Origin of the sequence: Paraburkholderia azotifigens, from assembly GCF_007995085.1 — a bacterium.
Classification (GTDB): domain Bacteria; phylum Pseudomonadota; class Gammaproteobacteria; order Burkholderiales; family Burkholderiaceae; genus Paraburkholderia; species Paraburkholderia azotifigens.
Genome location: NZ_VOQS01000003.1, coordinates 2,271,962 through 2,297,223, shown reverse-complemented (window position 1 = coordinate 2,297,223; position 25,262 = coordinate 2,271,962). Strand labels below are relative to the sequence as shown.

At 61.5% G+C, this 25,262-nt stretch carries 22 protein-coding genes and 1 pseudogene; 2 read left to right on the top strand and 21 right to left on the bottom strand.

Annotated features, from left to right (window positions below):
• Positions 1 to 3: 3 nt before the first annotated feature.
• From FRZ40_RS27540 to FRZ40_RS27495, 10 genes are read right to left on the bottom strand one after another with little or no spacing between them, the layout of a single operon-like run.
• Positions 4 to 2,076 (bottom strand): hydantoinase/oxoprolinase family protein, encoded by a 2,073-nt coding sequence (locus FRZ40_RS27540; protein ID WP_147236228.1) that lies wholly within the window; start codon positions 2,074 to 2,076, stop codon positions 4 to 6.
• Positions 2,073 to 3,743, bottom strand: a complete 1,671-nt coding sequence (locus FRZ40_RS27535; RefSeq protein WP_147236227.1) for a hydantoinase B/oxoprolinase family protein — start codon at positions 3,741 to 3,743, stop codon at positions 2,073 to 2,075. Before FRZ40_RS27535 ends, FRZ40_RS27540 begins: the two co-directional genes overlap by 4 nt.
• Positions 3,737 to 4,282, bottom strand: coding sequence for a LeuD/DmdB family oxidoreductase small subunit (locus FRZ40_RS27530; protein ID WP_147236226.1), 546 nt, complete (start codon positions 4,280 to 4,282; stop codon positions 3,737 to 3,739). Before FRZ40_RS27530 ends, FRZ40_RS27535 begins: the two co-directional genes overlap by 7 nt.
• Positions 4,279 to 5,547, bottom strand: a complete 1,269-nt coding sequence (locus FRZ40_RS27525; protein ID WP_147236225.1) for a 3-isopropylmalate dehydratase large subunit — start codon at positions 5,545 to 5,547, stop codon at positions 4,279 to 4,281. Before FRZ40_RS27525 ends, FRZ40_RS27530 begins: the two co-directional genes overlap by 4 nt.
• A gap of 3 nt (positions 5,548 to 5,550) precedes the next feature.
• Positions 5,551 to 6,261, bottom strand: a complete 711-nt coding sequence (locus FRZ40_RS27520) for an ABC transporter ATP-binding protein (RefSeq protein WP_028364710.1) — start codon at positions 6,259 to 6,261, stop codon at positions 5,551 to 5,553.
• On the bottom strand, positions 6,258 to 7,013 hold the full coding sequence (locus FRZ40_RS27515; RefSeq protein WP_147236224.1) for an ABC transporter ATP-binding protein: 756 nt from the start codon (positions 7,011 to 7,013) through the stop codon (positions 6,258 to 6,260). The genes FRZ40_RS27520 and FRZ40_RS27515 overlap by 4 nt, the downstream gene beginning before the upstream one ends.
• Positions 7,006 to 8,004: a branched-chain amino acid ABC transporter permease gene (locus FRZ40_RS27510; RefSeq protein ID WP_147236223.1), complete on the bottom strand. Its 999-nt coding sequence runs from the start codon at positions 8,002 to 8,004 to the stop codon at positions 7,006 to 7,008. Before FRZ40_RS27510 ends, FRZ40_RS27515 begins: the two co-directional genes overlap by 8 nt.
• Positions 8,005 to 8,007: 3 nt before the next feature.
• On the bottom strand, positions 8,008 to 8,880 hold the full coding sequence (locus FRZ40_RS27505) for a branched-chain amino acid ABC transporter permease (protein ID WP_028364713.1): 873 nt from the start codon (positions 8,878 to 8,880) through the stop codon (positions 8,008 to 8,010).
• An 8-nt stretch (positions 8,881 to 8,888) separates the two neighbouring features.
• Positions 8,889 to 10,094: an ABC transporter substrate-binding protein gene (locus FRZ40_RS27500; RefSeq protein WP_147236222.1), complete on the bottom strand. Its 1,206-nt coding sequence runs from the start codon at positions 10,092 to 10,094 to the stop codon at positions 8,889 to 8,891.
• A gap of 20 nt (positions 10,095 to 10,114) precedes the next feature.
• Entirely contained in the window at positions 10,115 to 10,921 is an 807-nt protein-coding gene (locus FRZ40_RS27495; protein WP_028364715.1) for a GntR family transcriptional regulator, read from the bottom strand.
• Between the two features lie 600 nt (positions 10,922 to 11,521).
• On the opposite strand from FRZ40_RS27495, the gene FRZ40_RS27490 reads away from it, so the two are divergent.
• A complete protein-coding gene (locus tag FRZ40_RS27490) occupies positions 11,522 to 12,712 on the top strand; it encodes a porin (protein ID WP_028364716.1) in 1,191 nt (396 codons plus the stop codon).
• Between the two features lie 675 nt (positions 12,713 to 13,387).
• On the opposite strand, the gene FRZ40_RS44120 is transcribed toward FRZ40_RS27490, so the two are convergent.
• Positions 13,388 to 13,540, bottom strand: a complete 153-nt coding sequence (locus tag FRZ40_RS44120; protein ID WP_158647036.1) for a hypothetical protein — start codon at positions 13,538 to 13,540, stop codon at positions 13,388 to 13,390.
• 201 nt (positions 13,541 to 13,741) lie between these two features.
• On the opposite strand from FRZ40_RS44120, the gene FRZ40_RS27485 reads away from it, so the two are divergent.
• Positions 13,742 to 14,638 carry a LysR family transcriptional regulator gene (locus FRZ40_RS27485; protein ID WP_007738031.1) on the top strand — a complete coding sequence of 299 codons (897 nt, stop codon included), beginning with the start codon at positions 13,742 to 13,744 and terminating at the stop codon, positions 14,636 to 14,638.
• Positions 14,639 to 14,754: 116 nt separating this feature from the next.
• On the opposite strand, the pseudogene FRZ40_RS27480 reads toward FRZ40_RS27485, so the two are convergent.
• The 10 genes and pseudogenes from FRZ40_RS27480 to leuC form a co-directional block, all read right to left on the bottom strand.
• Positions 14,755 to 15,491 (bottom strand): annotated as a pseudogene (locus tag FRZ40_RS27480) (SMP-30/gluconolactonase/LRE family protein); the annotation flags it as partial.
• 78 nt (positions 15,492 to 15,569) lie between these two features.
• Positions 15,570 to 16,637: an ABC transporter substrate-binding protein gene (locus FRZ40_RS27475; protein ID WP_240057292.1), complete on the bottom strand. Its 1,068-nt coding sequence runs from the start codon at positions 16,635 to 16,637 to the stop codon at positions 15,570 to 15,572.
• Between the two features lie 2 nt (positions 16,638 to 16,639).
• Entirely contained in the window at positions 16,640 to 17,482 is an 843-nt protein-coding gene (locus FRZ40_RS27470) for a fumarylacetoacetate hydrolase family protein (RefSeq protein WP_147236221.1), read from the bottom strand.
• Positions 17,483 to 17,496: 14 nt separating this feature from the next.
• The gene (locus FRZ40_RS27465; protein WP_028364720.1) at positions 17,497 to 18,252 is read right to left on the bottom strand and encodes an SDR family NAD(P)-dependent oxidoreductase; all 756 of its coding nucleotides are present in this window, start codon (positions 18,250 to 18,252) and stop codon (positions 17,497 to 17,499) included.
• A gap of 43 nt (positions 18,253 to 18,295) precedes the next feature.
• Positions 18,296 to 19,102 carry an ABC transporter permease gene (locus FRZ40_RS27460; RefSeq protein WP_035541209.1) on the bottom strand — a complete coding sequence of 269 codons (807 nt, stop codon included), beginning with the start codon at positions 19,100 to 19,102 and terminating at the stop codon, positions 18,296 to 18,298.
• Positions 19,083 to 19,937 carry an ABC transporter ATP-binding protein gene (locus FRZ40_RS27455; RefSeq protein WP_147236220.1) on the bottom strand — a complete coding sequence of 285 codons (855 nt, stop codon included), beginning with the start codon at positions 19,935 to 19,937 and terminating at the stop codon, positions 19,083 to 19,085. The genes FRZ40_RS27460 and FRZ40_RS27455 overlap by 20 nt, the downstream gene beginning before the upstream one ends.
• Positions 19,934 to 20,959: an ABC transporter substrate-binding protein gene (locus FRZ40_RS27450; protein WP_147236219.1), complete on the bottom strand. Its 1,026-nt coding sequence runs from the start codon at positions 20,957 to 20,959 to the stop codon at positions 19,934 to 19,936. The genes FRZ40_RS27455 and FRZ40_RS27450 overlap by 4 nt, the downstream gene beginning before the upstream one ends.
• A 168-nt stretch (positions 20,960 to 21,127) precedes the next feature.
• On the bottom strand, positions 21,128 to 22,198 hold the full coding sequence (gene leuB / locus FRZ40_RS27445; RefSeq protein WP_147236218.1) for a 3-isopropylmalate dehydrogenase: 1,071 nt from the start codon (positions 22,196 to 22,198) through the stop codon (positions 21,128 to 21,130).
• Between the two features lie 39 nt (positions 22,199 to 22,237).
• A complete protein-coding gene (gene leuD, locus FRZ40_RS27440; protein WP_028364725.1) occupies positions 22,238 to 22,834 on the bottom strand; it encodes a 3-isopropylmalate dehydratase small subunit in 597 nt (198 codons plus the stop codon).
• A 2-nt stretch (positions 22,835 to 22,836) separates the two neighbouring features.
• Positions 22,837 to 24,267, bottom strand: a complete 1,431-nt coding sequence (gene leuC / locus FRZ40_RS27435; protein WP_147236813.1) for a 3-isopropylmalate dehydratase large subunit — start codon at positions 24,265 to 24,267, stop codon at positions 22,837 to 22,839.
• Positions 24,268 to 25,262 lie beyond the last annotated feature (995 nt).

Below are 25,262 nucleotides of genomic sequence, written 5' to 3'. Positions count from 1 at the left end.
CTCTCAGGTCGTGCGGCGCGTGATCAGCAGATTACCCAATGGGTCGACCCGACCGCTGAAACCGGGTTCGAGCCAGATCGTGGTATCGGCCTGTTCGAGGATCGCGGGACCGTCCACCGTTGCGCCCACCGGCAAGTCGAGGCGTGCATGGCGCACGGCGTCCCACCACTGGCCGTCATGAAATACCGCTTGCGTGCCGGGCGAGGCCGGCATCGTCGTGGCCTTCGGTGCCAGCACGGCCAGATCGAACTTGGGCCGGACACCGATGCGCGCATAGCGGAGGTTCATGATGCGCACGGGAATGCCGTCCAGCGCGCGCCCGAACGCCGTGCGGTACGCGGCTTCGAACGCGGCGCCGATCGCCGCACGATCGAGCGCGTCGCGCTGCACTTCGACGCGAACCGTATGGCTCTGGCCGACGTACAGCATGTCCAGTTCGACGTTCTCGCGCACCGCTTCGAAGGCGACGCCCGCCGAATCGAGCCGCTCCTGGCACGCGTCGGCCATGCCCGCGACGCGGGCACGCAGATCGTCGATATCGAGTTCGGCCAGCCCCCTGTTCAGCGTCTGCACGGCGTCGTGGCGCATATCGGCAATCACGCAGCCGATCGCCGACGTCACGCCCGGAAAACGCGGCACGATGCCCGTCGTGGTGCCGACTTCGCGCATCATCGCGCACACGTGCAGCGCGCCGCCGCCGCCGAACGGCATATAGGCAAACTCGCGCGGATCATGGCCCCGCTCGATCGACACCAGGCGAATCGCACCCGCCATCTTCGCGTTCGCCACCGTCAGGATCGCTTCGGCTGCGGCATACGCATCGAGTCCTAGCGGCGCAGCGACGTGCATGTCGATCGCCTCGCGCGACTTGCCGGCGTCCATCCGTGACAGAAGCCCGCCGCCCAGCGGACGATCGGCTGCTATCCGACCGAGCAGCACGTTGGCATCGGTGACGGTCGGGCGCATGTTGCCGCGTCCGTAGCACGCCGGGCCTGGCACGCTGCCGGCGGACTCGGGGCCGACCTGCAGCAGGCCGCCCGCATCGACCGATGCAATCGAGCCGCCGCCCGCGCCGATCGTCTCGATCTGGATCATCGGCGCGCGCACTACCATGCCGAAATCGATCGAGGTCTGCGCGGACAACGACGCTTCACCGCCCGCAACCAGCGACACATCGAACGATGTGCCGCCCATGTCGCCCGTCACCAGATTCGGAAAGCCCGCGGCACGTCCGATCGCGGCACAGGCGATCACGCCCGCAGCCGGGCCGGACAACGCCGTGCGCACGGGCACATCGCACGCGGTCTGGCGCGACATGATCCCGCCATTGCTCTGCACCACCAGCAATTCGCCGCCGAATCCATGCGCTTTCAGATCGCTCTCGAGACGCGTCAGATAGCTGCCTACGACGGGCTGCAACGACGCGTTCAGCGTGGCCGTCGAGCATCGTTCGAACTCGCGGATCTCGGGCAACACTTCGGTCGCCGCCGTGACGTTCGCGTTGGGCCAGATCGCGCGCACCGCCGCCACTGCGTGCACTTCATTGACAGAATTCGCGTAGGCATTGACGAAGAACACGCACACGGCCTCGCAGCCGCGTTCGAGCAACGCGCGCGCGGCGGCCTCGACCTGAGCGATGTCCACGGGTGTATGCAACGTGCCGTCGGCCAGCACGCGCTCGCTCACTTCGAGTCGCAGATCGCGTGGCACGACCGGCTCGAACGTCCCGCGCAAGCCCCAGGTGCGCGGCCGGTCGCGGCGCCGCATTTCGAGCACGTCGCGAAAACCTTCCGTCGTGATGATGCCGGTGCGGGCCACCTTTCGTTCGAGCAGCGCATTGGTGCCGACCGTCGTGCCATGCACGACCGTCGCAATCGCACGCGCGCCGCCATGCCCTTCGCCTTCGTCGCCGATGCGTTCGATGCCGTTCATGAAACCGCGCGCTTCTTCGCCCCGTGTCGACGGCACCTTGACCACGCGCGCGGTGCCGGCGGCTTCGTAGAGGACGAACAGGTCGGTGAACGTGCCACCCACGTCGACGCCGACGACGAGAGAACCGTGTGCCGCATCGTTCATGCTTGTTGCTCCTTCATATCCATCGTGACATAACCCATCGCGCGGTCGTGTTCGCGTGCCGCATCCGATCGTTCCGACGGCGCGCCGTAGCCGCCCCCGCCGGGCGTTTCCAGCCGCACGCGTTCGCCGCGCTTCAGGCGGATGCCGAGCATTTTCGACGCCATCGGCGGCGTGTGCCATTCGCCATCCTGCTGATAGCGGAACACGTTGCGCACCGACGCCGCGCCGCCCGCGATGCCTTGCGGCGCGGAGCGTCCGCGCTCGCCGAAGATGAACGCTTCCGCTTCGTCTTCGAGCAGTTCGATTTCATAGATCGCGCCCAGCCCGCCACGATAGGTGCCGTCACCGCCCGAATCGGGACGTAACGCCCATTGCGTGAAGCGCACCGGATAGGCGGCCTCCAGAATTTCCAGCGGCGGGATCGTCGCGGTCGAAATCGGCGCGTTGCCGTGGCTCAGGCCGTCGCCTTGCGAATGTCCGCCGTGACCGCCGCCGAAAAAGCTGAACATCACCCAGCGCTGACCTTTGCGTGCGCCGCCGCTGCGATGACCGGCGATCGAGAGCGCGTTGATCGTCCCGTAAGCCTGCGCCATCGCGAGTTCCGGCGCGGCCTGGGCCATCGCACAAAAAATCACGTCGATCATGCGCAAGATCGTTTCCGTATAGCCGCCGACGGGACGCGGCCGGTCGGCCGAGATCACGAGCCCATCCGGCAATACGAACGACACGGCGTCGAGCACGCCCGCATTCGCGGGCACGTCCGGGAACAGATGCTTGAGCGCGACATAGCAGGCGGCGATCGCCGTGGCCCGCGAGATGTTCACAGGTCCGGCGCAAGCCGGCGACGTGCCGGTGAAATCGAGTGTCAGCGTGTCGCCCGCAACGCGCATGCATAAGGCGATCTTCAGCGGCTCGTCGCGCACGCCGTCGTTATCCAGCATGTCTTCGAACATGTAGTCGCCATCGGGCAGCGCTGCCACGTGCGAACGCATCAACTTGACCGCCCGTTCGCGCAACAGCGCGAGCGATTCAAGCACGACGCTGTCGCCGTAGTCGCCAAGCAGATCGTTCAGGCGGCGTGCACCGAGTTCGAGCGCGGCAAGCTGGCCGTTCAGGTCGCCCCACAGGCTATCGGGCAAGCGCGTGTTCGCTTTGAGAATGGCGAGCACGTCGGCATCGAGTTCGCCGCGCCGCACGATCCGCACGGGCGGAATCTGCACGGCCTCCTGCCAGCACTCCGTGGCGGCCGGGTTGTAATTGCCGGGCACCGCGCCTCCGACGTCGTGCCAGTGCGCCGCTGACGCAAGGAAGCAGAACAGCTTGCCGTCGCGAAACACGGGACGCACCAGCTTGAAGTCGTTCGCGTGCGTGCCGCCTTCGTACGGATCGTTGAAGAGCCAGACGTCGCCGTCGATCATGCCGCCGCGCTCGCCTGCCACGCGGATTGCCGCCTTCACCGCGAACGCCATCGCGCCGACGAACACCGGCAGGCCCGACTTGCCCTGCACCAGCGTCGCGCCCGAAACGGCGTCGTAGATACCGTGGCAGGCGTCGTGTGCTTCCGCGATGATCGGATTGAAGGCGCTGCGGTACAGGGTCGCGTCCATTTCATCGGCGATCTGTTCCAGCCGGCCCTTGAGGACCGCCAGCGTGACCGGGTCTAGCATGAGATGACTCCGTTGGATGTAGGGTAGCGCTGCTTGAGCAAATTGAGCAGACCGCCTGCGTCGACCATGTCGAGCAGAAACGCAGGGACGGGATCGCACGGCAGCTCGCGCCCATCGGCCAGCAGGATGCCGCCGCCGTGGGGGTCGATCGCGATGCGCTCGCCCTCTCCGATCGTTTCGGCGTCGGCGCACGTCAGCAGTAACAGGCCAACGTTGAATGCGTTGCGAAAGTACAGGCCATTGAACGCTGGTGCGATCACTGCCCGCACGCCCAGGCGTACCAGCGCAGCGGCCGCCTGTTCGCGCGATGAGCCGATGCCGAAGTTCGGTCCTGCCACGAGCACGTCGCCCTTCTGAACGCCTTCTGCGAAATCGGGGCGCTCGTTTTGCAAGCAATGGCGGGCGATTTCGTCGATGCCGAATTTCATATACGCGCCGGGTGCGAGCGAATCGGTATTGATATCCCCGCCGACCCGCCATACGCGATGCATATCGGAAGTCCGCCCGGTTTCGGCGGACGCCGTGCGGCAAACGGTCATGCGAGCACCTCGCGAGGATCGGTAATGCGTCCACGTAATGCAGACGCCGCAACCGTATAGGGCGAACCCAGATAGACCTGCGCCGTCTCGGCGCCCATACGGCCTTTGAAGTTGCGCGCGGTGCTCGACACAACCGTGCTGCCTTCGGGAATCGAGCCGCCATACCCGGCACACGCGCCGCATGTCGTAGCGAGCACTTGCGCGCCAGCTGCCTCTAGCACATCCATCACGCCTTCGCTTGCCGCTTGCGACTGGTCGCGGATACTGGCCGGTGCCACGACGAGTTGCACGCCGTCGGCGACCCGGCGCCCTCGCAATATTCTGGCCGCCGCGCGCAAGTCTTCGAGTTTCGCCCCAGTGCACGCGCCGATATAGGCGACCTGCACGGCGACATCGCCGAACGCGCCGACATCGCGCGTATTCGCCGGGCTGTGCGGCGCGGCCACTTGCGGCGCGAGTTGCGCGGCGTCGAAGTCGTGCGTCTCGACGCGGGCTTGCGGATCGCTTTGCCAGCGAGCGACATCGATCTCATCTTGCACGCCCGCGGCGCGAAGATAGTCGACCGTAATCGCGTCCGGCGCAATCAGGCCGACCTGCGACCCCAGTTCCGCGCTCATGTTCGACAGCGTCATGCGTTCCTGCATCGACAGCGCGTTGATGGCTTCGCCGCAAAATTCGACGGCCTGATAGCGGCCGCCGTTCATGCCGAAGCGGCCGATCATATGCAGCATCATGTCTTTCGCCGTCACGCCACATGAAAGGCGATGACGCCAGTTCATCTGCAAGGTCTCCGGCACCTTGACCCAGATCTGCCCGGATACTGCGACGCCGAGCATCTCCGTGCTGCCGATGCCGAACATGTATGCGCCGAACGCGCCGCCTGTCGGCGAATGCGAGTCGCCGCCCACGCAGAACATGCCCGGGCGCAGGTGGCCACGTTCCGGCAACACCACATGGCAGATGCCGACACTGTCGTAGATGTTCGGCAACTGCTGTGCGCTTGCCCATTGACGCGCGATGCGCACGATCCGGCGCGATTCGTCGTCGGCCTCCGGCACATAGTGGTCGATCACGAGCACGACCTTCGACTTGTCCCACAACGATGCGCCGAGCTGTTCGAGCATCGGCTGCAACCGGCGCGGACCGCTCGAATCATGGAACATCGCAAGATCGACGTTACACGTGACGATTTCCCCGACTTCGACTTCGGGCCGCCCGCAGGCCGCCGCAATCAGCTTTTGCGCAAGCGTTTGTGCTGCTGCCATCGACTACATCCCCAAATAGGCGCGACGCAATTCGTCGCTGGCCATCAAATCCGCGCACGTGCCGGAGTAACGGACCAGCCCGTTCTCCAGCACATAGCCACGCTGTCCGGTTTCGAGCGACTGACCGACGTTCTGTTCGACCAGCAGAATCGCGAGTCCCTCGTTCTGCAGCCGCGCAATGAGCGCGAACATTTCTTCGACCATCAACGGCGACAAACCCAGCGACGGCTCGTCCAGAATCAGCAAACGCGGTTCGGCCATCAGGCCGCGGCCGATCGCGAGCATCTGCTGCTCGCCGCCCGACATCGTGCCCGCCGGCTGATCGATCCGTTCGCCAAGACGCGGGAAGATCTCCAGCATCCGCGCGAGGTTGCGGCTCCGATTCGGCTTGCCGCGCGTAAATGCGCCAAGCTCGAGGTTTTCGCGCACACTCAGGTTCGGGAAAATTCGCCGGCCTTCCGGCACCTGGATCAGGCCGGCTCCGACGACGGCGCGGTAGTGTCGCCCGGTCAGGTCGTGACCGTCGAACCGCACGGCGCCCTGCCACACAGGATTAATGCCGCACACGGTGTTGTTCAGCGTGGTTTTGCCGACACCGTTACTGCCGAGCAGCACGACAATCTCGCCTTCGTCGACACGCATATCCACGCCGCGCAGCACTTCGGTGCGCCCATAGCCTGTGCGAAGCCCGCTCACTTCGAGCAATGCGCTCACCGACGTTCTCCTTCACGCGCCAGCCGTTGGGCCGTGCCGTGACCGAGATACGCTTCGATCACGGACGGGTCCGATGTCACTTCACGCGGCGTGCCGCCCGCGATCAACCGGCCTTGCGCCAGCACCCAGACGTGTTCGGCCAGGCTCATCACTGCGCGCATCACGTGCTCGATCATCAGCACCGTCACGCCGCTGTCGACCAGGCTACGAATGACGGGAATCATCTCGTCGATCTCGCTTGGATTCAGTCCGGCGAGCACTTCGTCGAGCAACAGCAAACGAGGCTTCGTCGCAAGCGCACGCGCCAGTTCGAGACGCTTGCGACCGCTCACGGTCAGATCTGCTGCTGGCTTATCGAGGTTGTCGTGCAGATTCACCCGTTGCGCGACCTCCTCCGCAGCCGCCAGCGCGGCCCGCCGCCCAGGTTGATGCAGGTGCGCGCCAACCGCAATGTTCTCGCGCACGGTCTGTGCGCCGAATGGCTGCACGATCTGGAACGTCCGCGTCAAGCCAAGCCTTGCCGACTGATGCGGCGCCATCCCCGTAATGTCGCGCCCCAGATACTGGACGCGCCCGGCACCGGGCCGAAGAAACCCCGACAGCAACGCGAACAGCGTCGTCTTGCCGGCACCGTTCGGACCGACGAGTGCCGTCAGCGAGTTGGGCATGACATCGAGACTGACGTCCTGCACCGCCTTCAGGCCGCCAAACGTGATGGACAGGCCACGGGCCTGCAAAAGCGCATCAGACACGGGCTTCCTCCTTGCGCTCGCTAGTGCGATTCGGTTTCGCCGGCCGGCCCATCATGCGACGCACCGACATGCCCGCACCCGTCAGGCCGCGCGGCAAAAACATGACGATCACGACCAGCACCGCGCCATAGATCACCATGCTGATACCCGGCAGTTCGCCGAACAGGTTGCGGGTCGATTCACCGAGGACATAAAGGAGCGCCGCACCCAGTACGGGGCCCCACAACGTGCCGACTCCGCCGACTATCACGCCCACCAGCGCTTCGATCGATATCGAAGGGCCGAACGCGATACCGGCATCGATGTACTGGAACATCTGCACATAGCACGCGCCCGCCGCAGCCATAAACGAAGCCGACAACGCGATCGCGCCCAGCTTCACGCGCACCGGATCGACGCCGATCGCCCGCGCAGCGCTTTCGTTATCGCGCACCGCCTGCAGGTATGCGCCGAAACGCGAATGACGCAACCATGCGGTGACCAGCAGCGCGGCGATCACGAATGACAGCAGCAAATACACGTAGCCGCGCCTGGACCCAAATTGCAGGTTCGCCGCGCTCGCATGCAGCGGCACCATCAAACCGACACCGCCGCCCGTGAACGACACCGACACCGCGAGGATGCGCGCCACTTCGGCAAAAGCCAGCGTCACTAGCGCAAAGTACGAACCTTTTAATCCGCCGCGAAACGCCAGCGCACCCACCATCAGTCCGGCAAACGCTCCGAATACGATTGCAACCGGCAACGCGAGCCACGGATTCCAGCCCCAGCTCAATTGCGCAATGGCCTGCGTGTATGCGCCGACGCCGAAGAACAATGCATGTCCAAACGACAATTGCCCGCCATAGCCGCCGAGAATGTTCCATGATTGCGATAGCAACACCGCATATAGCGACATCATCAGAAACGTGAGCAGCACGCCAGATTGCAACACGCTGGCGACCACGGCCAACAGCACACCGAAGATCAGGATCGAACGAACGTCGCGCATCGGTTAGGCCCTCGCGCCGAAAAGCCCTTGAGGGCGTACCAGCAGCACAACAATGAAGATCGCGAAGATGCCCATCTGGCCGAGCGAATCGCCGAACCACAAACCCCCTAGCGATTCAACCACGCCGATGAGCAGGCCGCCGACCAATGCGCCCGCAAAGCTGCCCATGCCGCCCAGCACGACGATCGTGAACGCGATCAGCACAAAGCCGCTTCCGACCTGAGGATTGACGTAGTACGTCGGCAACAGGAAACAGGCCGCCGCGCCGACGCACGCCATGCCGATGCCGAAGGACAGCGCATAGACCTTGTCGACATCGATACCCATCAGCTTCGCGCCGTGCTTCTCACGCGAAACGGCGCGTATCGCGCGGCCCAGATCGGTCCGGCGGATGATCAGGAACAACACCGCCGCGACGACCAGCGCACCGAAAAAGGCGATTACCTTGGGTAACGCGATCATGGCCGGGCCGATTTCGATCGTCGACAGCGTATAGGCCGTTTCGATGTTGCGCGTATCGGAGTGGAACCACACGAGGGCGAGGTTCTCGAGCACGATGGACAGGCCGAGCGTCACCAGCAGAATGTTCTCGTCCTTGCCATGGCTCGCGCGGTTGATCACGAAGCGCTGCAGCAGGTAGCCAAACGCGAACATCCCGAGCGTCACGATGGGCAAGGCCATGTACGGGTCGATGCCCAGTCGCTCCTTCAGCAGGAAGACCGCATAGAGCGCGATCATCAACGCCGCGCCGTGCGCGAAGTTGATGATGTGCAGCACGCCGTAAATCAGCGTGAGGCCGAGCGCGATGAGTGCATACACCGCGCCCGTCGTCAGTCCGTTGAGCAGCGCCGACAAAAGGATGACTGGATCGAACATGCGCTGCCTCAGCTCTTCAGCGGAAATTGCGGCGCGACTTCGCGGTAGGCGGGCGGCAGCACGACCTTGATATCGCCGCCGAGCACCTGTGTCAGCAGCGGCTGCGCCCCCGTGTTCTGACCGTTGACGAAATGCGTCGGCCCGTACGGCATCATGTGATCTTTAAACGTGCTCGATGCAAGCGCCGCATTGATTGCCGCGCGATCGGCCGATCTGGCGCGCTCGAGCGCATCGGCAAGCAGCATCGTCGCCGTGTACGTCATGAACACTTCGTACGAGAAAAATGCGCCCTTTGCCTCGACCCGCTTGCGCAATGGCCCGACTCGCGCATCCTTCGGATTGAACCAGTGATTGCAATCGATGATCCCGTCGGCGATATCGGGGAACTCCTTCAGAAACTTGTAGCTCGAAGCCGCGCCGCCGAGCACTGAATAGATTGCTTTCGGGCGAACCTTCTGCTGCTTCATCGCTCGCAGCAGCAGAGCGTACTCGTCGTAATAATTTGCCGGAATCACGATATCCGGATTGACCGCGCGCATGCGCAACACGATGTTGTTAAAGTCGCGTGTCGGATTCGGATGCTTGATGACTTCCTTGATCTCGAAGCCGTACTTCGGAAGCTCGCTGCTGAGCAACGCGGCGGTGCCCGTCCCGAACAGCGACTCTTCATGCACGATCATTACCGTTTTGGCCGGCTTGCCGGCGTCGGTATTCAGTGCGTTGAGGTTCTCCACCGCGCGTGCACTGCACATCCGGTAGCCGGGGCCGAAGCGAAATGTGTTGGTCAAGCCGCGTTCAACGATCTGATCCGCCACACCCACATCGACGACATGCGGCAAACCGTATTTCGCAGCGGTTTGCGTCGTCGCGAGACAGATTGCCGATGCATATGCGCCGACAATCGCCGAGACACCCGCCTCGTTCATCTTCTCGACTTCGGCCGCACCGGCCTCGGGACGCGACTGCGCGTCGCCCAGCACCGGCTCGATCAGCGCACCGCCCTGCGACTTGATTCCGCCTGCGTTGTTGATGTCTTCAATAGCCAGCAGTGCACCGAGACGACATTGCTGCCCCGAATAAGCCAACGCTCCCGTGACAGGATGCAGCACGCCGACCTTGATGCTCTTGCCGTTCGCCGCGCGAGCGACCCAAGGTGCGGCAACCAGTGCTGCTGCGGCGGTGGACTGGCGCAGAAATGTGCGACGCGAACTCATGCGATCTCCGTTGGATAGCGTTAGTTGAATGTGGCGGACAGTTCTTCGCTGACCCAGACCTTGGCGTCGATGTCGCCGATTCGCGAGAGCTGTAGTTGATATTGATAACGGTCAGGCCTGTAAAGACCTTGCAACAGTTGTACGGGTCGCTCGTCGGTGTCACGCACCAGACGGGTGACCGCGAGCAGCGCCGAACCGACAGCTACGTCCAGATGGCGCGCCACCACGGCATCGGCAAGGCGCGCGGAAATGGTTTGTGTCGCACCGCCAAGTTGCACGCCCGCTTCCTCGAGCAGCATCAGCAAGGGCTTGCGCTTGAGGTCGCGGCTTTTGATTTCCGCCACTGCTTTCGGCACGTGCGTTGTGATGAACGACACAGGCCCCGCCGACGTGCTACGCACCCGCACGCTTTTATAGACGGCATCGCCCACAGTCAGGTGCAGCGCCTCGGCAATCGCCTCCGAGGCCAGCACCACTGTGCTGTCGAGCACTTCGACCGTGGTTCGAAGGCCCATATTTACGATGTTTTCCAGCAGGCCGGTCAGATGCGCTTTCTGGCGAGAAACCGGCGCAGCTTTCGAATCACCCTGCTTTTTTCCTGCGGCAACGCGCAGCGGCCACGTGCCTACGCCCGGTCGCCGCGTAACCAACCCATCCGCGACGAGCATCTCCATTGCCTTGCGGATCGTGATGCGTGCCACTGAAAACTGTTCGGCGAGAAGATGTTCGCCGGGCATGCCTTCGTCGTCGAAGCGGCCTTCCTGAAGTTGCTCGCGCAACACCAGGTAGATCTGGTGATATTTCGGCAGTGGCAGCGTCGTTTCCATGGAGGTCACTCTAGAAGTGTCGTAATGTCAGGTCAATAGAACAAACTGGAAAATAAAGATTGTTCTACTTCGTATGCGCCTATGAAGGCCAAGCTCCTCGTAAGAGGTTCGCAAGCTTTGCTTCCGTCGTCGGATCTTCTCCGGGGCGAATCAAAAACATGCACGCAACGGGTCGCATAGCCGGCACCGCATAACCAATGGAACAAGCACCGTACGAGCTTGTTCCATCGGGAAAACACCCAAAAATCCGTGCATCGCAGACGACTCAACATTCTGCATGGCAATAGGACATTTTGCGCATCAAATGTTCTATTGACAAGACAAAATAGGCTGCTTAATTTTCGTCGCAAATGAAATCCGCTGCGGTTCTGATTAGCTACCCGTCGATTGTGACGAGCACCAGTAAAGCGATCCGGGTGCGCTTGCATGCGCTCCTTGTCGCCACGCGCGGTAGACAATCGCGCCGATATTTCATCGATTTTATTTGTTTAGGATGCCTGCTTTGCAATTAGCCTCGCGGCCGGTGAATCATGACCGCGAAAAATGCCCTTGGCTTCGCACTAAGGGACCCGATGTCAACGAACAATTCTGGAAAACAGGATGAAAAAATCAATTTGCATCGCCGGATTCATCGGAGCACTTGGAACCTATTGCGCTGTCGCACAGGCGCAGAGCAGTGTCACCCTTTACGGCATTGTCGATGAAGGCCTGACGTTCAATAACAACTCGCATGGCGCGCGCCAGTACAGTCTCGTCAGTGGTGAAATTCAGGCAAGCCGGTGGGGTTTGAAAGGCGTCGAAGACCTTGGCGGCGGCACGAAGGCGCTATTTGTCCTCGAAGGCGGCATGGATCTCAGCAGCGGGAAGCCTGGTCAAGGCGGGCTGCTCTTCGGGCGCCAACTGTACGTCGGCCTGGGCACACGGTATGGCACGGTGACACTTGGACGACAGTATGATTCCGTGGTGGACTATGTCGGCCTGTTCGAAGTCGGCGATCAGTGGGGCGGATTCTATACCGCACATCCTGGCGACCTCGACAATATCAACAACTCTAACCGGGTCAACAATGCAATCAAGTACACGAGCAACAACTATGGCGGCTTTACGTTCGGTGGCGTGTATAGCCTCGGCGGCGTGGCTGGCCATCTCAGCCAGAACCAGATCTGGTCGCTTGGCGGCTCTTACTATAACGGCCCGCTCGGACTCGGTGTCGGCTACCTGAACATCCGGAATCCGAATACCTCGTTCTACGGCACCAGCGCACTCGCAAATACAACAGGGTCCGCACCGCTAGCGTCGCTAAATAACATCGCGTCGCCAGTGTTCTCCGGGTTTGCCAATGCACGTACCCAGGAAGTGTATGCAGCGGGCGGCGCGTACACCTATGGCGCCGCGACGTTTGGCGGTACCTATTCGAATACGCGCTTCGATGATCTCAACGGCGGCGGATCAGGTCCGAATCCATTCGGCAATCGCGGCACCGCGATGTTCAACAACGTCGAAGCCAACTTCAAGTATCAGATAACGCCTGCATTCCTCGTCGGCGTGGCCTATGACTACACGAAAGGCAGTTCGGTAAGCGGCAGGGACGGCGCGACCTATCATCAGGCGCAGGCAGGCGCGGACTACTTCCTCTCGAAGCGCACGGATGTGTACTTCGTCGGGATCTATCAGAAAGCGTCCGGTACGGATTCGACGGGCAGCAGCGCGGTTGCTGCAATCAACGGCGTCACGCCTTCGAACGACAACCATCAGCTTGTGCTGCGGGTGGGGATGCGTCACAAGTTCTGATGTGAAGCGGCGACGTATGTCGCCGCACTGAGGAGCGCTAACCTGACTATGGTTTGTGATTCCGTCTGGCTGATGGCGAGTGGCTATCCGCCTGAGCGGTTCGCTTGATATCCAGCGGAGCAATTGCTATCGCGACACGTGCTCCGTCGAAAGCATACGACACGCAACGAACTGACGTTTATTGTTTCCCCCTCTCCTGCTTTAGCCATACCGGCCAGACGTTGAGCAACTGCTCGTGGACATCTAAACAATCCGGTTTCTGCTTCGTATTTCTAACTGGCACACCCAGATTGAATCTGGCGCCGTCCGACGCCGACGCGGAAACTGCGCTTTCGTTACAGGGCCTGATATACAGAGAGCTGATATGGGCTCGCTGATACGTGCGTACTTCCTTTCTGACGGAAGTGTCACGACCCTGCGTCGGCCAAAACCCGCGCCGCTTTCGAGGATCGCCGTTAGTCCCTTTGAAACTGTGACCGTTTAAAAAGCAGAGGAACATTCAATACGTCTGGCTGCCGCGGCATGCAAGCACTCGTAGATCGGAAGGTCACTGACACGTTCTCCGACGTCTGCTCATCCACCGTTGGCATTTCAACGGGCTAAGCGCTGAGCTAATGCGGACCATCAGTACCGTCTGCCCGACGACAGGCAATTCGGGCGAATTCTGCAGCGAACTCACGGCGTTGCGCTCATCACGAGGTTTGAACCATACTGCCGGCGACGGTCCTTGCCCGTCTTTCGGATGGACAGCCACGCAACCGTGCTGTCATGCCCCGTGCGGGCACTCACCACCGCCCATGTCGTATCGGAACCGCTGTAGCTCATCATCTGGCCAGGAATCCGTATGCCGCTGGCGGACGTAGCTCCCCTCGCCCGTCCCGCCCGGTCCACGCAAATAGACGCTGGCGGCTTAGAGGCGCGTATAGAGCGAGCGGCTAAATTTTTGCACTCGCGACCGCCCACGTGCATACTCTCTTTCCGCCACGAGAAAGTACGGCGCGGCGAGAAGACCGCGCTTCCGGAGACTCAATGCGTTTCGATTTCCAGTCGCTGAAGCTGTTCGTTGCTGTCTGCGAGCACGGCAGTATTGCCCGTGCGGCGGAAGCCGAAAACATCGCGCCTTCTGCGCTCAGCAAGCGAATGTCTCATCTTGAGGACACCCTCAAGACCGCCCTCTTTGTGCGAAGCAACAAGGGGCTCGAACTGACGATCGCCGCTACCGCCCTCTTGCAGCACGCCCGCGTGCTGCTGCGCGATGTCAAACAAATGGAAAGTGAACTGCTCGACCACGCCGAAGGCGTGCGCGGACAGATCCGGCTACATGCGAGCCTCTCGACCATCGTCCAGTACATTGCCAACGACATTCGCGACTTCCTGGCACTGCACCCGGGACTACGCATCGACCTGCAGGAAAGTTTGAGCCCAGCCGTGGTCCGCGCAGTCGCGGAGAACACAGCTGACATTGGCGTGTTCGGCGGCACGACGGTGACTGCCGGCCTGCAGGTATTTCCCTATCACAGTGACCGGCTGGTGGTGATCATGCCGCCTGATCACCCACTCAGCCGTGCAGACAAGGTGAAATTTCGCGAGATGGCCGAGTACCCACTGGTGGGACCACAAGCTGGCAGTTATCTGAATTCGCTGGTCTTGCGCGCGGCAGCAGACCTGGACCACCCGCTCAAGCTGTCGATCCGGGTAAATGGCTTTGAACCCGTACGCAGCATGGTCGAAGCGCGGCTTGGCATAGGGCTGGTACCTGAACATCATGCCCACCGCTACGTGAGTTCGGGGCCACTGGTCGCCGTGCAGCTTGACGAGGTCTGGGCCGAACGACACTGGAAGATCTGTGTGCGCGAGGCCGAGACGCTCCCCGCACCAGTTCAACTCTTTCTCAAGCACCTGCTTGCACGTAGCAGTCAGGAATAAGCCAGTGTCAATCCCGCTTGCGGCCAGGCCAAGGTCCCCAGGCGCCCTGTACCTGAGAGCGTAAGGTAAGCAGTCTTCATGTCGGCACCACCAAAACAGATGTTGGTCACCATGCCATCTGGTACCGTCACCTGGCGCAGTACCTCACCAGAGGGCGCAACCACCGTGATGCAACCCGTGACCAGCGTGGCCACACAGACATTTCCCTCTGCGTCCACGGCGAGACTGTCAAAGCGTTGGTAGCCCGGTAGCCCGCAAATCAGGCGACCGCCGTGCGGAGACGGATAAGGATGCTTGCGCGCCCTGCCTGGCGCCTCAAGATCGAATGCCCACAAGCGCGCGGTTTCGGTCTCCGCCACATACACAACACTATCGTCTGGCGACAGACCAACCCGTTGGCCGTTGTGAGCGGATAGGCTACTTCAACGATCATTGATCCGTCGGCTCGCCCGTAATAGAGACCTGCATGATCACGCTCGCGCAACCGGTTCTTGCCGAAGTCGGTGAAGTAGAAGCCGCCGTCGTGGTCAAAGACGATGTCGTTGGGACCACATAGAGGGTATTCACCACAGTGGTCGTACAAAGTCTTCAGGTCCCCCGTGTGTGGGTCGAAACGCTCGATGCGCCCGCTGGTATAACGCGGGTGCACGCCTGGTCTGGTGCGATTCAGACCGGCAACGGTACGGAACAGGAAACCTCCGTTATTGCAGATGTAGAAAGCTCCATCCGGCCCCATGGCCAACCCGTTGGGCCCGCCACCCACCTCCTTCAATACGCTGACCGTGCCGTCCGGCGTCACGCGGCTGATGGTCTCGCGCTCGATTTCGACCAGGACGATTGAGCCATCGGCCATCGCCACGGGCCCTTCGGGAAACTTCAACCCTTCCGCCAGGATGCGGACGCAGTTCTCCATTATTGAATTCCTCGCAAGTCAGTGCTTGTTGGCATTCTCGACGAAGCGGTTGTCGTAGGTGGCTTTCAGGTCGATTGAGGCCTTGCCGATGTCGGGATCGAAGGCGGCGAGCACATCGCGTACGGTGTGCGCGGCGGCGTCCGTCATCAGGCCGTCGCGCGAAATACAGTTCTGCATGTTGCCGTAGGCTCGGGCGAACACATCCTTGTCGGCCAGCGCGTATTGCGGCGGCACTGCGGCGGCGACCTGCTCGGGCGTCGCATGCGCCATCCAGCGCTCGGCCTCCCGGATGGCATTCGTGACTGCTTGCACGGTATTCGGATACCTGGCCGCGAATTCCCTGGTGGTGTAGACGGAAGCTTCCGGATAGTCGCCGCCCAGCGTCGCGCGAGTCCCGGCCGGATCACGCATCACAGCCAGAGGAAAAAGGTCGCCACTGCCCTGCAGTACGGTTGCGACCGGGTCGTTGCTCATCAATGCATCAATCTGCCCGCTGCGTGCTGCGGCAATCGCACCAGCAGAAGAACCAACGCCAATGATCGAGACATCACCCGGTTTGAGGCCGGCCCTGTTTAGCAGATAGTTGACGCCCATGTGGAAGCTGGAACCGGGTGAGCTTACTCCGATGCGTTTTCCCTTGAGGTCTGCATACGTCTTCACCTTGTCGTGGCTGGCGCGGGTCACACCAAATACCCAGCCCGGACACGAGGCCAGGGTCACGAACGACACCAGCTTCTGCCCCTTCGCCGCCATTGTGATCGTGTTGGAATAAGCGCCCGCGACGATATCGGCGCTGCCGCCTAACATCGCCTGGAGAGCCTTGGCACCGCCGCTGAACACGCCAATCTCGACATCCAGTCCAGCCTGCTTGAAGTATCCCCGACTTTCCGCAATGACGAACGGAAGATAGGGGAAGCCCACGCCCGCAGCAGCAAGGCTGAGCTTCGGCTTCTCTGGCGCAGACGCGGCGCTCGCGCCCGACTGGCTCAGTAAGGCCGCGCAAGCGGCCAGTACTGGCAACAGCAGGCGCCTGATCGTTATCACGATGATTGTCTCCTTGTTGTCCAGACCGGTTCGGCCGCGCATATCTAGCCCTGCAGGACGTTCTGGCGTTGCTGCCCCAAGCCTTCGATGCCAAGCGTCACCACGTCACCCGGTTTCAGGTAGACGGGTGGCTTCTGCCCCAACCCCACACCCGGCGGCGTGCCGGTGGATATGATGTCGCCCGGCTGCAGCGACATGAACTGCGACAGGTAGGCTACAAGGTAACGCACGCCGTAAATCATGGTGGCCGTATTACCGTTCTGGTAGCGATGGCCATTAACCTCCAGCCACATGGGTAATGCTTGCGGATTATGCACTTGGTCTGAAGTCACTAGCCACGGGCCCGTCGGACCAAAGGTGTCGGCCGACTTGCCCTTGGTCCATTGCCCCTGACGCTCTGCCTGAAACGCGCGCTCAGAAACGTCATTGATCACGCAGTAGCCGGCCACATGATCCATCGCATCGCTCTCGCTCACGTACTTTGCCGTCTTGCCGATGACGACACCCAGTTCGACCTCCCAGTCCGTCTTGAGAGCGTTGCGCGGGATCTCAATGGCATCGTTCGGACCTACGATCGCGCTGGTAGCCTTCATAAACACGATGGGCTCCGGCGGTATCGCGGCGCCTGTCTCGGCGGCATGGTCGGAGTAGTTCAGCCCGATGCAGATGAATTTTCGCGCACCGCCCACGCACGGGCCCAGGCGCGGATTGCCTTCCACGCGCGGCAGCGAAGTGACGTCGAGTGCTTTCAGGCGGGCCAAACCGTCGGGCAGCAGCACGTCGCCGGCGATGTCGGTCACATGGCCTGACAAATCCCGCAAGTTTCCATCGGTGTCGAGCAGGCCCGGCTTCTCCTCGCCGGGCGGACCGTAGCGTAACAGCTTCATTGTTCAAGTTCCCTTCAATAGGTAGCCCGGCCACCAGACAGATCAAAAACCGAGGCTGTGGTAAATGAATTCTCTTCACTGACAAGCCAGGCGATCATTGCGGCTGCTTCATTGAGTTCGAGGAAACGACCACGCGGAATCTTGCCCAGCATGTAGCGGATATGCTCAGGTGATTGTTCCATCGCGCCGGGCGTACGCGCCACTGCGGGCGTGACGCAGTTGACCGCGATATCGTGGCTCGCCAGCTCCTTTCCGAGCGACTTGGTCATGGCAATGACAGCAGCCTTGGCTGAACTGTACGCTGCGGCGTTGGGGTTACCTTCCTTGCCGGCGACGGAGGCCAGATTAACGATGCGACCGTAGTTCTGCCCGATCATCACGGGTACCACAGCGCGACAGCAGTGGAAAGTGCCGTTGACGTCGATGTCGATCACCTGCTTCCAGACGTCGATGGGATACTCGGCCAAGGTCGCATTGGGGCCAACGATCGCCGCGTTATTGATCAGGATATCGATGCGTCCGGCGACTTTCAGCGTACCCGAGACAGCAGCTTCGACGCTGGCATAGTCGGCGATATCAACACGTTCGACGTGAATATCGGCGTGTCCCAGTTCTGTACGGGCCCGCTCCAGGCCTGCGGCATTGATATCCCAGATCACGAGCCGCGCGCCGGAGGCCAGCAGCCGGCGGCCGACCTCCAGGCCGATGCCTTGCGCGCCGCCGGTCACAACAGCGATGCGGTCGTTCAGATTGATTGCGTTGGTCTGCAAGATAATTTCCTTAACTTTGATGTGTCGATCGCGGCACACATGCTCATGCGCTCGCGGCCACGGTCTGCCCGGCGACAGGACGCCAGCGCAGAAGGTAGTCCTCGACGACGGATACCGCTGTATCGAGCAACAGTGCAAATAAGGTCAACACCAGAATGCCCGCGATAACCGAGTTGATGTCGAACACGCCCTCTGCCAGCAGAATCAGATACCCTACGCCCTTCTCCGAGCCTAGATACTCACCGACCACGCTTCCAACGAACGCGATGCCGATCGCGTTGTGCAAGCTCGAGAACACCCAGCTCGTCGCCGAAGGGAGATACACGTGCCGCATTAGCTGACGCGCATTGGCGCCCAGCATCCGGGTGTTGGACAACACCGCAGGGCTGACCTCGCGCACACCCTGGAAGACGTTAAAGAAGACAACGAAGAAGACGAGCGTCACGCCCAGCGCCACCTTGGACCAGATGCCGAGGCCAAACCAAAGCGCGAAGATCGGTGCAAAGATCAGTCGCGGCATGGAATTCATGGCCTTTATAAATGGATCGAACACGACCGCGAGGAACGGATTGAGCGCGAGCCATAGACCGCAAGCTAGCCCGGACGCCGTACCGATCGCGAACGCCAGCATGGTTTCGAGCAGCGTTGTGTACAGGTGGCGAAACACCGAGCCGGTCACAGTCCATTCGACGATGCGATGCGCAACGCCCAACGGATCGCCGAAGAAAAAAGGCGACAACCATTTCTGACTGGTGCAGATCCACCACAGGAACAGAACGCCGAACAGGAGTGCGAGCCGCGTGACAAGAACAGCAACGCGATTGTTTGGGTCAAACACGATTGCGCGCATAGCTTTTCAGAACCTCCCCTCGAAGCACGTCCCAGATCTGGGTGTGCAGTTGCAGGAAACGCTGCGTCATACGGATTTCTGACATTTCGCGTGGACGCACAAGGTCGATTTCAAACTCCGCGATAGGCCGTGTACCGGGTCCTGCCGACAGCACGATGACACGGTCCGACAAGGAAATAGCCTCTTCGAGATCGTGAGTCACGAACATCACAGACTTGCGGTCGTGTGACCACAGCCGCAGTAGCTCGTTTTCCATCAGGTGCCTGGTCTGGATGTCCAGCGCACTGAAGGGCTCGTCCATCAGGATGATGCGAGGATTCAGCGCCAGTGCTTGCGCCAGGCCGGCACGCTTGCGCATGCCGCCCGACATCTGGTGTGGATACTTTTTGCCGTGGCCGTGCAAACCCACCCGCTCAAGCCACTCGCGCGCCACCTTCAGCGCCTCATCGTGGGGCGTGCCACGGAAGATGAGGCCCATGGCGATGTTCTCTTCGGCCGTCTTCCAGGGCATGAGTGCGTCGACCTGGAACAGGTAGGCAGCCTGCTTGTTCAGGCCATTGGTCAGTTTCTCGCCGAACACGCTCAAGCAGCCCGACGATGGCCGGGTGAGCCCGGCCGCCACATTCAGCAACGTGGACTTGCCACACCCCGTAGGTCCGACTATTGAGACGAACTCTCCGTCGCCGATCGCCAGATTGCCGCCCGAAACGGCCGTGTAGGTCTGAGCGTTCTTGCCATTGCCGGCGAAGGTGCAGGTTACGTTGTCAAAGCGCAGAGCCTCGCGCAGTGCAGTCTGGCCACGATCAAGGACGATATTGCATGGCGCAGTGCTCATGGCTGGATCTCCGCCGCTTTCTCGACAAACCGGTTGTCATAGGTCGAGGTGAGATCGATTTTGGCCGCCGCCACGGTCGGGTCGAACGCCGACAGCACATCACGCACGGTCTGTGCGCCTTTGGCCGTAATCTCCCCGTTCTGTGCGATGCACCGGCGGCTATTTGTGAAGGCATCTGCATACAATGCCTTGTTCTCGCCCAGGTACTCAGGCGGCACATTGTCCGCGACTTGCTGGGGCGTGGCTTTGGCGATCCACTTCTCCGCGCGCACTATTGCATTGGCGACCGCCTGTACCGTCTTCGGATTTTTATTGATGAAATCCTGAGTCGCAAACAGGCTCGACTCCGGATAATCCGACCCGAACACCTTGACGTTACCCTCTGCGGTACGCATGTTCTCCAACGGTTTGAGGCTGCCGTCTTTCATCAGGATTGTGGCGCTCGGATCATTGACGATCAGCGCGTCGATCTGGCCCGCCCTCACTGCCGCTACGGCTCCCGCAGCCTGACCAACACCGATGATGGATACGTCCGAGGGCTGAAGCCCCGCCTTGTGGAGAATGTAGTTCAGTGCCATATGTGTGCTGGAGCCCGGCGCACTCACGCCGATCCGCATCCCCTTCAGGTCCTTCGTCGACTTGACTTCGGCCTGGCGCTTCTGCGACACGCCGAAGATCCAGCCTGGACAATTGACCTGCGCTGCGATCGTCACGAGGTGCTGCCCCTTGGTCGCCATCGTGATGGTGTTTGAATAGGCGCCCGCTACCATGTCGGAGCTCCCGCCCAACAACGCCTCTAATGTCTTGGAACCGCCCGAGAAGGCAGCGACGTGCACGTCCAGCCCTTCGTCCTTGAAGTAGCCGCGTTGCATGGCGACGAGCATGGGCAGATAGGTGATGCCGACGGAGGCCGCCGCAATGTGAAGTTCGGGCTTTTCAGGTACATCCTTGGCCACGGCCGCGACAGAACCGCAGCCAAGCTCGAACGCGACACAAAGCGCGATGGCAAATTTCAGCTTCATGGTTGTCTCCTCCCTTTTAGGGAATATTTTGGTGCGACCTATTGCCGAGGACGGACCGGGGTCTTCACGAACCCGAGACCTTTGATGCTGCGAACTGCCGGGGACCATCGGCTCCTCATGCCCCCGATCCTCGTGCTTCTGACTTTCTTCCTGCTGCGCGATGCGCGCTCACGCCGCCTGCTTGCGCAGTGCCTCGACCACCGCATCGCCCATGTCTCGGGTACCCACGGATTGCGCGCCTTCCTGATAGATGTCGGCAGTTCGATAGCCGGCGGCCAGCACTGCACGCACGGCCTGCTCAACGCGGGTCGCGGCATCTTCCATCTCGAAGCTCTCGCGCAGCATCATCGCAAGCGACAGGATCGCGGCGAGCGGATTGGCGATATCCTTGCCGGCAATGTCCGGCGCCGAGCCGTGCACAGGCTCGTACAAACCCTTGCGGTTGTAGCCCAGCGATGCTGAAGGCAGCATGCCAATTGAACCGGTCAACATCGCCGCAGCATCCGAGAGAATGTCTCCAAACAGATTGCCCGTGACGATCACGTCGAACTGCTTGGGTCGGCGCATGAGCATCATGGCGGCAGCATCCACAAAGAGATGGCTCAGTTCGACATCCGGGTAATCGCGCCCGACCCGCGTGACAACTTCGCGCCATAACTGGCTTGTCTCGAGCACATTCGCCTTGTCCACCGAGCACAACTTGCGGCTGCGGCGTCGAGCGCGTTCGAAGGCAGCACGCGCAACCCGCTCGACCTCTGGCGCCGAATAGCGCATTGTGTTGAAACCCACGCGCTCCCCGGCCTGGTTGGTTTCGAACCCACGCGGTTGACCGAAATAGGCGTCGCCATTCAATTCGCGCACGATTACGAGATCGAGCCCATCGATCACCTCTGGCCGCAAGGTCGAAGCGCCGATCAGTTCCGGGAACATGTAGGCCGGCCGGAAGTTGGCATACAGGGTCAGCGCTTCGCGCAACTGCAGTAATCCCGTACCGGGACGACGCTCACGCGGGATATCGGCCTCGTCGGCCACGCCCACCGAGCCGAACAGGATCGCATCGGCCTTGCGAGCCAGCTCCAGGGTGGGTTCGGGAAGTGGCGCGCCATGGGCCTGAATGCCTGCCTCGCCGATGAACGCCTCCTGAGTCTCGGCATGAGGCGCCACGACCCGCAGCACCTTGACCGCCTGCGCCACCACCTCTGTGCCGATACCGTCGCCCGGCATGACTGCAATCTTCATCTGTGCTTCTCCTTGGTTGTTATCCGTAAGGGTGCGCCTTCAATACGCTCGGACATGGTTGCGCTCGAACGCATCGATCCGATCCTGATGCGACAGCGTGTAGTCGAGTTCGTCCATCCCTCGCAGCAGACACTCTTTTGCGAACGGCTCCATCTCGAAGACATGGGCCGAGCCGTCGGGCAACGTCGCGGTCTGTGCGGGCAGGTCGATGGCAACGCGACTGCCCGGACTGGCCAACAAGGTGTCCAGCAGCGGCAAAACCACGGCCTCTGGCAACACGATGGGCAGCAGCCCGTTTTTCAGACAGTTGATGAAAAAGATATCGCCGAAGCCTGGCGCAATCGCCGCCCGGATACCGTAGTCATACAGTGCCCAGACGGCGTGCTCCCGCGAAGAACCGCAACCGAAATTGTGGTTGGCTACGACAATGCGAGACTCCCGGTAAGGCGTCTTGTTGAGCACAAAGTCCGGTCGCTCCGCACCGTCGTGGTCGAAGCGCAGGGCACGGAACAGATATCGGCCGAAATTGTCGGAACGAGGTTTCTGGAGGAAGCGTGCAGGCAGTATCTGGTCGGTATCGCAGTTGATGGCGGCAATTGGCACCGCGACGGAGTCAAGAGATTTCAGGCTGTCCATGTTCAGGCTCCCAAGAGGAGGCGCACGTCCGTCAGATGACCCGTGACTGCGGCGGCAGCAGCCATGGACGGGCTCATCAGGTGTGTACGCACGCCCGGCCCCTGACGGCCCACGAAATTGCGGTTCGAGGTAGAGGCACAGCGCTGGCCGGGTGCAGCGACATCGCCGTTGGTTGCAAGGCACATCGAACAGCCGGGGAAGCGCCACTCGAAACCGGCTTCCCTGAACACGTGATCCAGCCCTTCGGCCTCGGCCTGCGCTCGTACCTGGTGCGATCCGGGCACCACCCATGCCTCGACGCCAGGTGCAACGCGGCGACCGCGCGCGACCTCGGCCGCGCTGCGCAGGTCCTCAATCCGTCCGTTGGTGCATGAGCCGATGAAAACCCTATCGATCGCGACGCCTTCCAGCGCCTCCTGAGGCTTCAGTCCCATGTACTCAAGTGCCCGCAACATTGCCGCGCGGAGATCGGGGTCGGCCTCCTCTGCGGGGTCGGGCACGCGGTGATCGATTGCACACGCGTATCCGGGTGTAGTTCCCCATGTCACCATGGGAGCGATATCAGCCACGTCGATATGCACCTCGCGATCGAACACCGCGCCTGCGTCGGTAAAAAGCTCGCGCCAGTGCGCCATCGCCCGATCCCACTGCTCGCCTGCCGGGGCATAAGGGCGGTCCGACAGATAAGCAAACGTGGTGTCGTCGGGAGCGATCATTCCGGCACGGCCGCCCGCCTCGATGGTCATGTTGCATAGTGTCAACCGTCCTTCCATCGATAAACCCTCGATAGCCGGACCGGCGTACTCGATCACGTGGCCTGCCGCGCCAGCCACACCAATCCGTGCAATCACGGCAAGAATCAGGTCTTTAGCAGTAACGCCCTGACCCGCCTTTCCGTCGAGGATGACGCGCATGTTGCCCGATTTGCGCTGCCACAGGCATTGTGTAGCGAGCACGTGCGCCACCTCGGTTGCGCCGATGCCGAATGCCAGCGCGCCGAGCGCGCCGTGCGTCGACGTGTGGCTGTCGGCGCAGACGACGGTCATGCCAGGCAGACTTAACCCTTGCTCGGGTCCAACGACATGGACGATTCCGCGCCGCGAGTCATCCATGTCGAACAGCGTGATGCGCGACTCCGCGGTATCACGTTGCAAGGCCGTGATCATGGCTCGCCTCTCGAGGTCTGCCACGGACGCAATATCGTTCGCCGTGCTCGAAACGTAGTGGTCGGCCGTGCCGAAGATGCGATCGGGCGAGCGCGGTTTGAGTCCGCGCTCACGCAACATGTCGAACGATTGTGCAGTGACGTCGTGAACGTAATGCCGGTCTATGAACAGCAGGTCCTGCCCATCGTCACGCGTCATGACCCGGTGAGCGTCCCAGATCTTGTCGTAAAGGGTTCTCGGACCACCCATGGCCTGGTCAGATTGCATTGCTTTGTCTCGCTCCATCAATTTATCGGCCGTGGCAAACACGGCCGTGCGGTTTCGCAATTGATTCTGGTGTGAAAACATCATGCATCAGGCACGTCGGCTTGTTCGTGGTCTTTTGGAAAGGCACCATCGCCGATCGCGATGACGGGAATCGTCAATGTCGGCGTTCTCGACGACGCGACAAAACTTCATGGCTCGGCCAAAGCGAGAAGTGGATTACCGGATCGGGTTTCTTTCCGCCAAACGAGGAACAGCGGCGAGTCGGTCTGCTCTGCGTTGCTGTTCGCGCAGGGGCCATGGCCGTTTATCGGGCCCTCGACATCTCGGGAGGCCGCATAGGCGAAGCAAGCGATTCGATTGGGCTGCAAGCGTTCGTCCGGAAAAACACAGCTGGCAGAAGAATCGGTGCCGCAATGACTGCCTGACGGCGAGCTGGTTTGGTCGCGTCGACGGAGAAATCGACGAGATCGCCGCCACCGCCACTTTGCCGGTCGAATCAATGCCGCTCGCGTGCTGCCAGACCTGAAGACATAGTTAGCGCCTGCATCAACCTGCCCGTAGTGCGCCGACTGTGCGTTCGTGTAGCCATAGGAGTGTCACGGAACTCTGCGCATGGGCCCTGCTTGCCGCCATGCAAATTGCAAGGAATCCTATCTTATAAAACTTGGTCAGCGTTTCGCGATCAGGGCGTTGACGAGGAACGTAAAACCCCACATGCCCCAAATAGTCGCCGAAGCCAGCAACCAGCAGCAGTACGTATTGCGGCTGGCGAAGTAGCGTGCCGGCGCGCAACGTCGACGCGGCCCCCGAAGGCCGCGACTTGCGTTCCTGCAGACTTTGTTGCGCGCCCACACAAACCTTACGATCCCGCAGACTATGTTGTGCCCCGATACTCGGGAATGGGCCGCCGGGCACTCGTATCACTTCCACAGCGAGGACGTTAAGCCGCAAGTGAGACGGGTCGACAATTCGACACGAAACTCTGTTGTACCCCA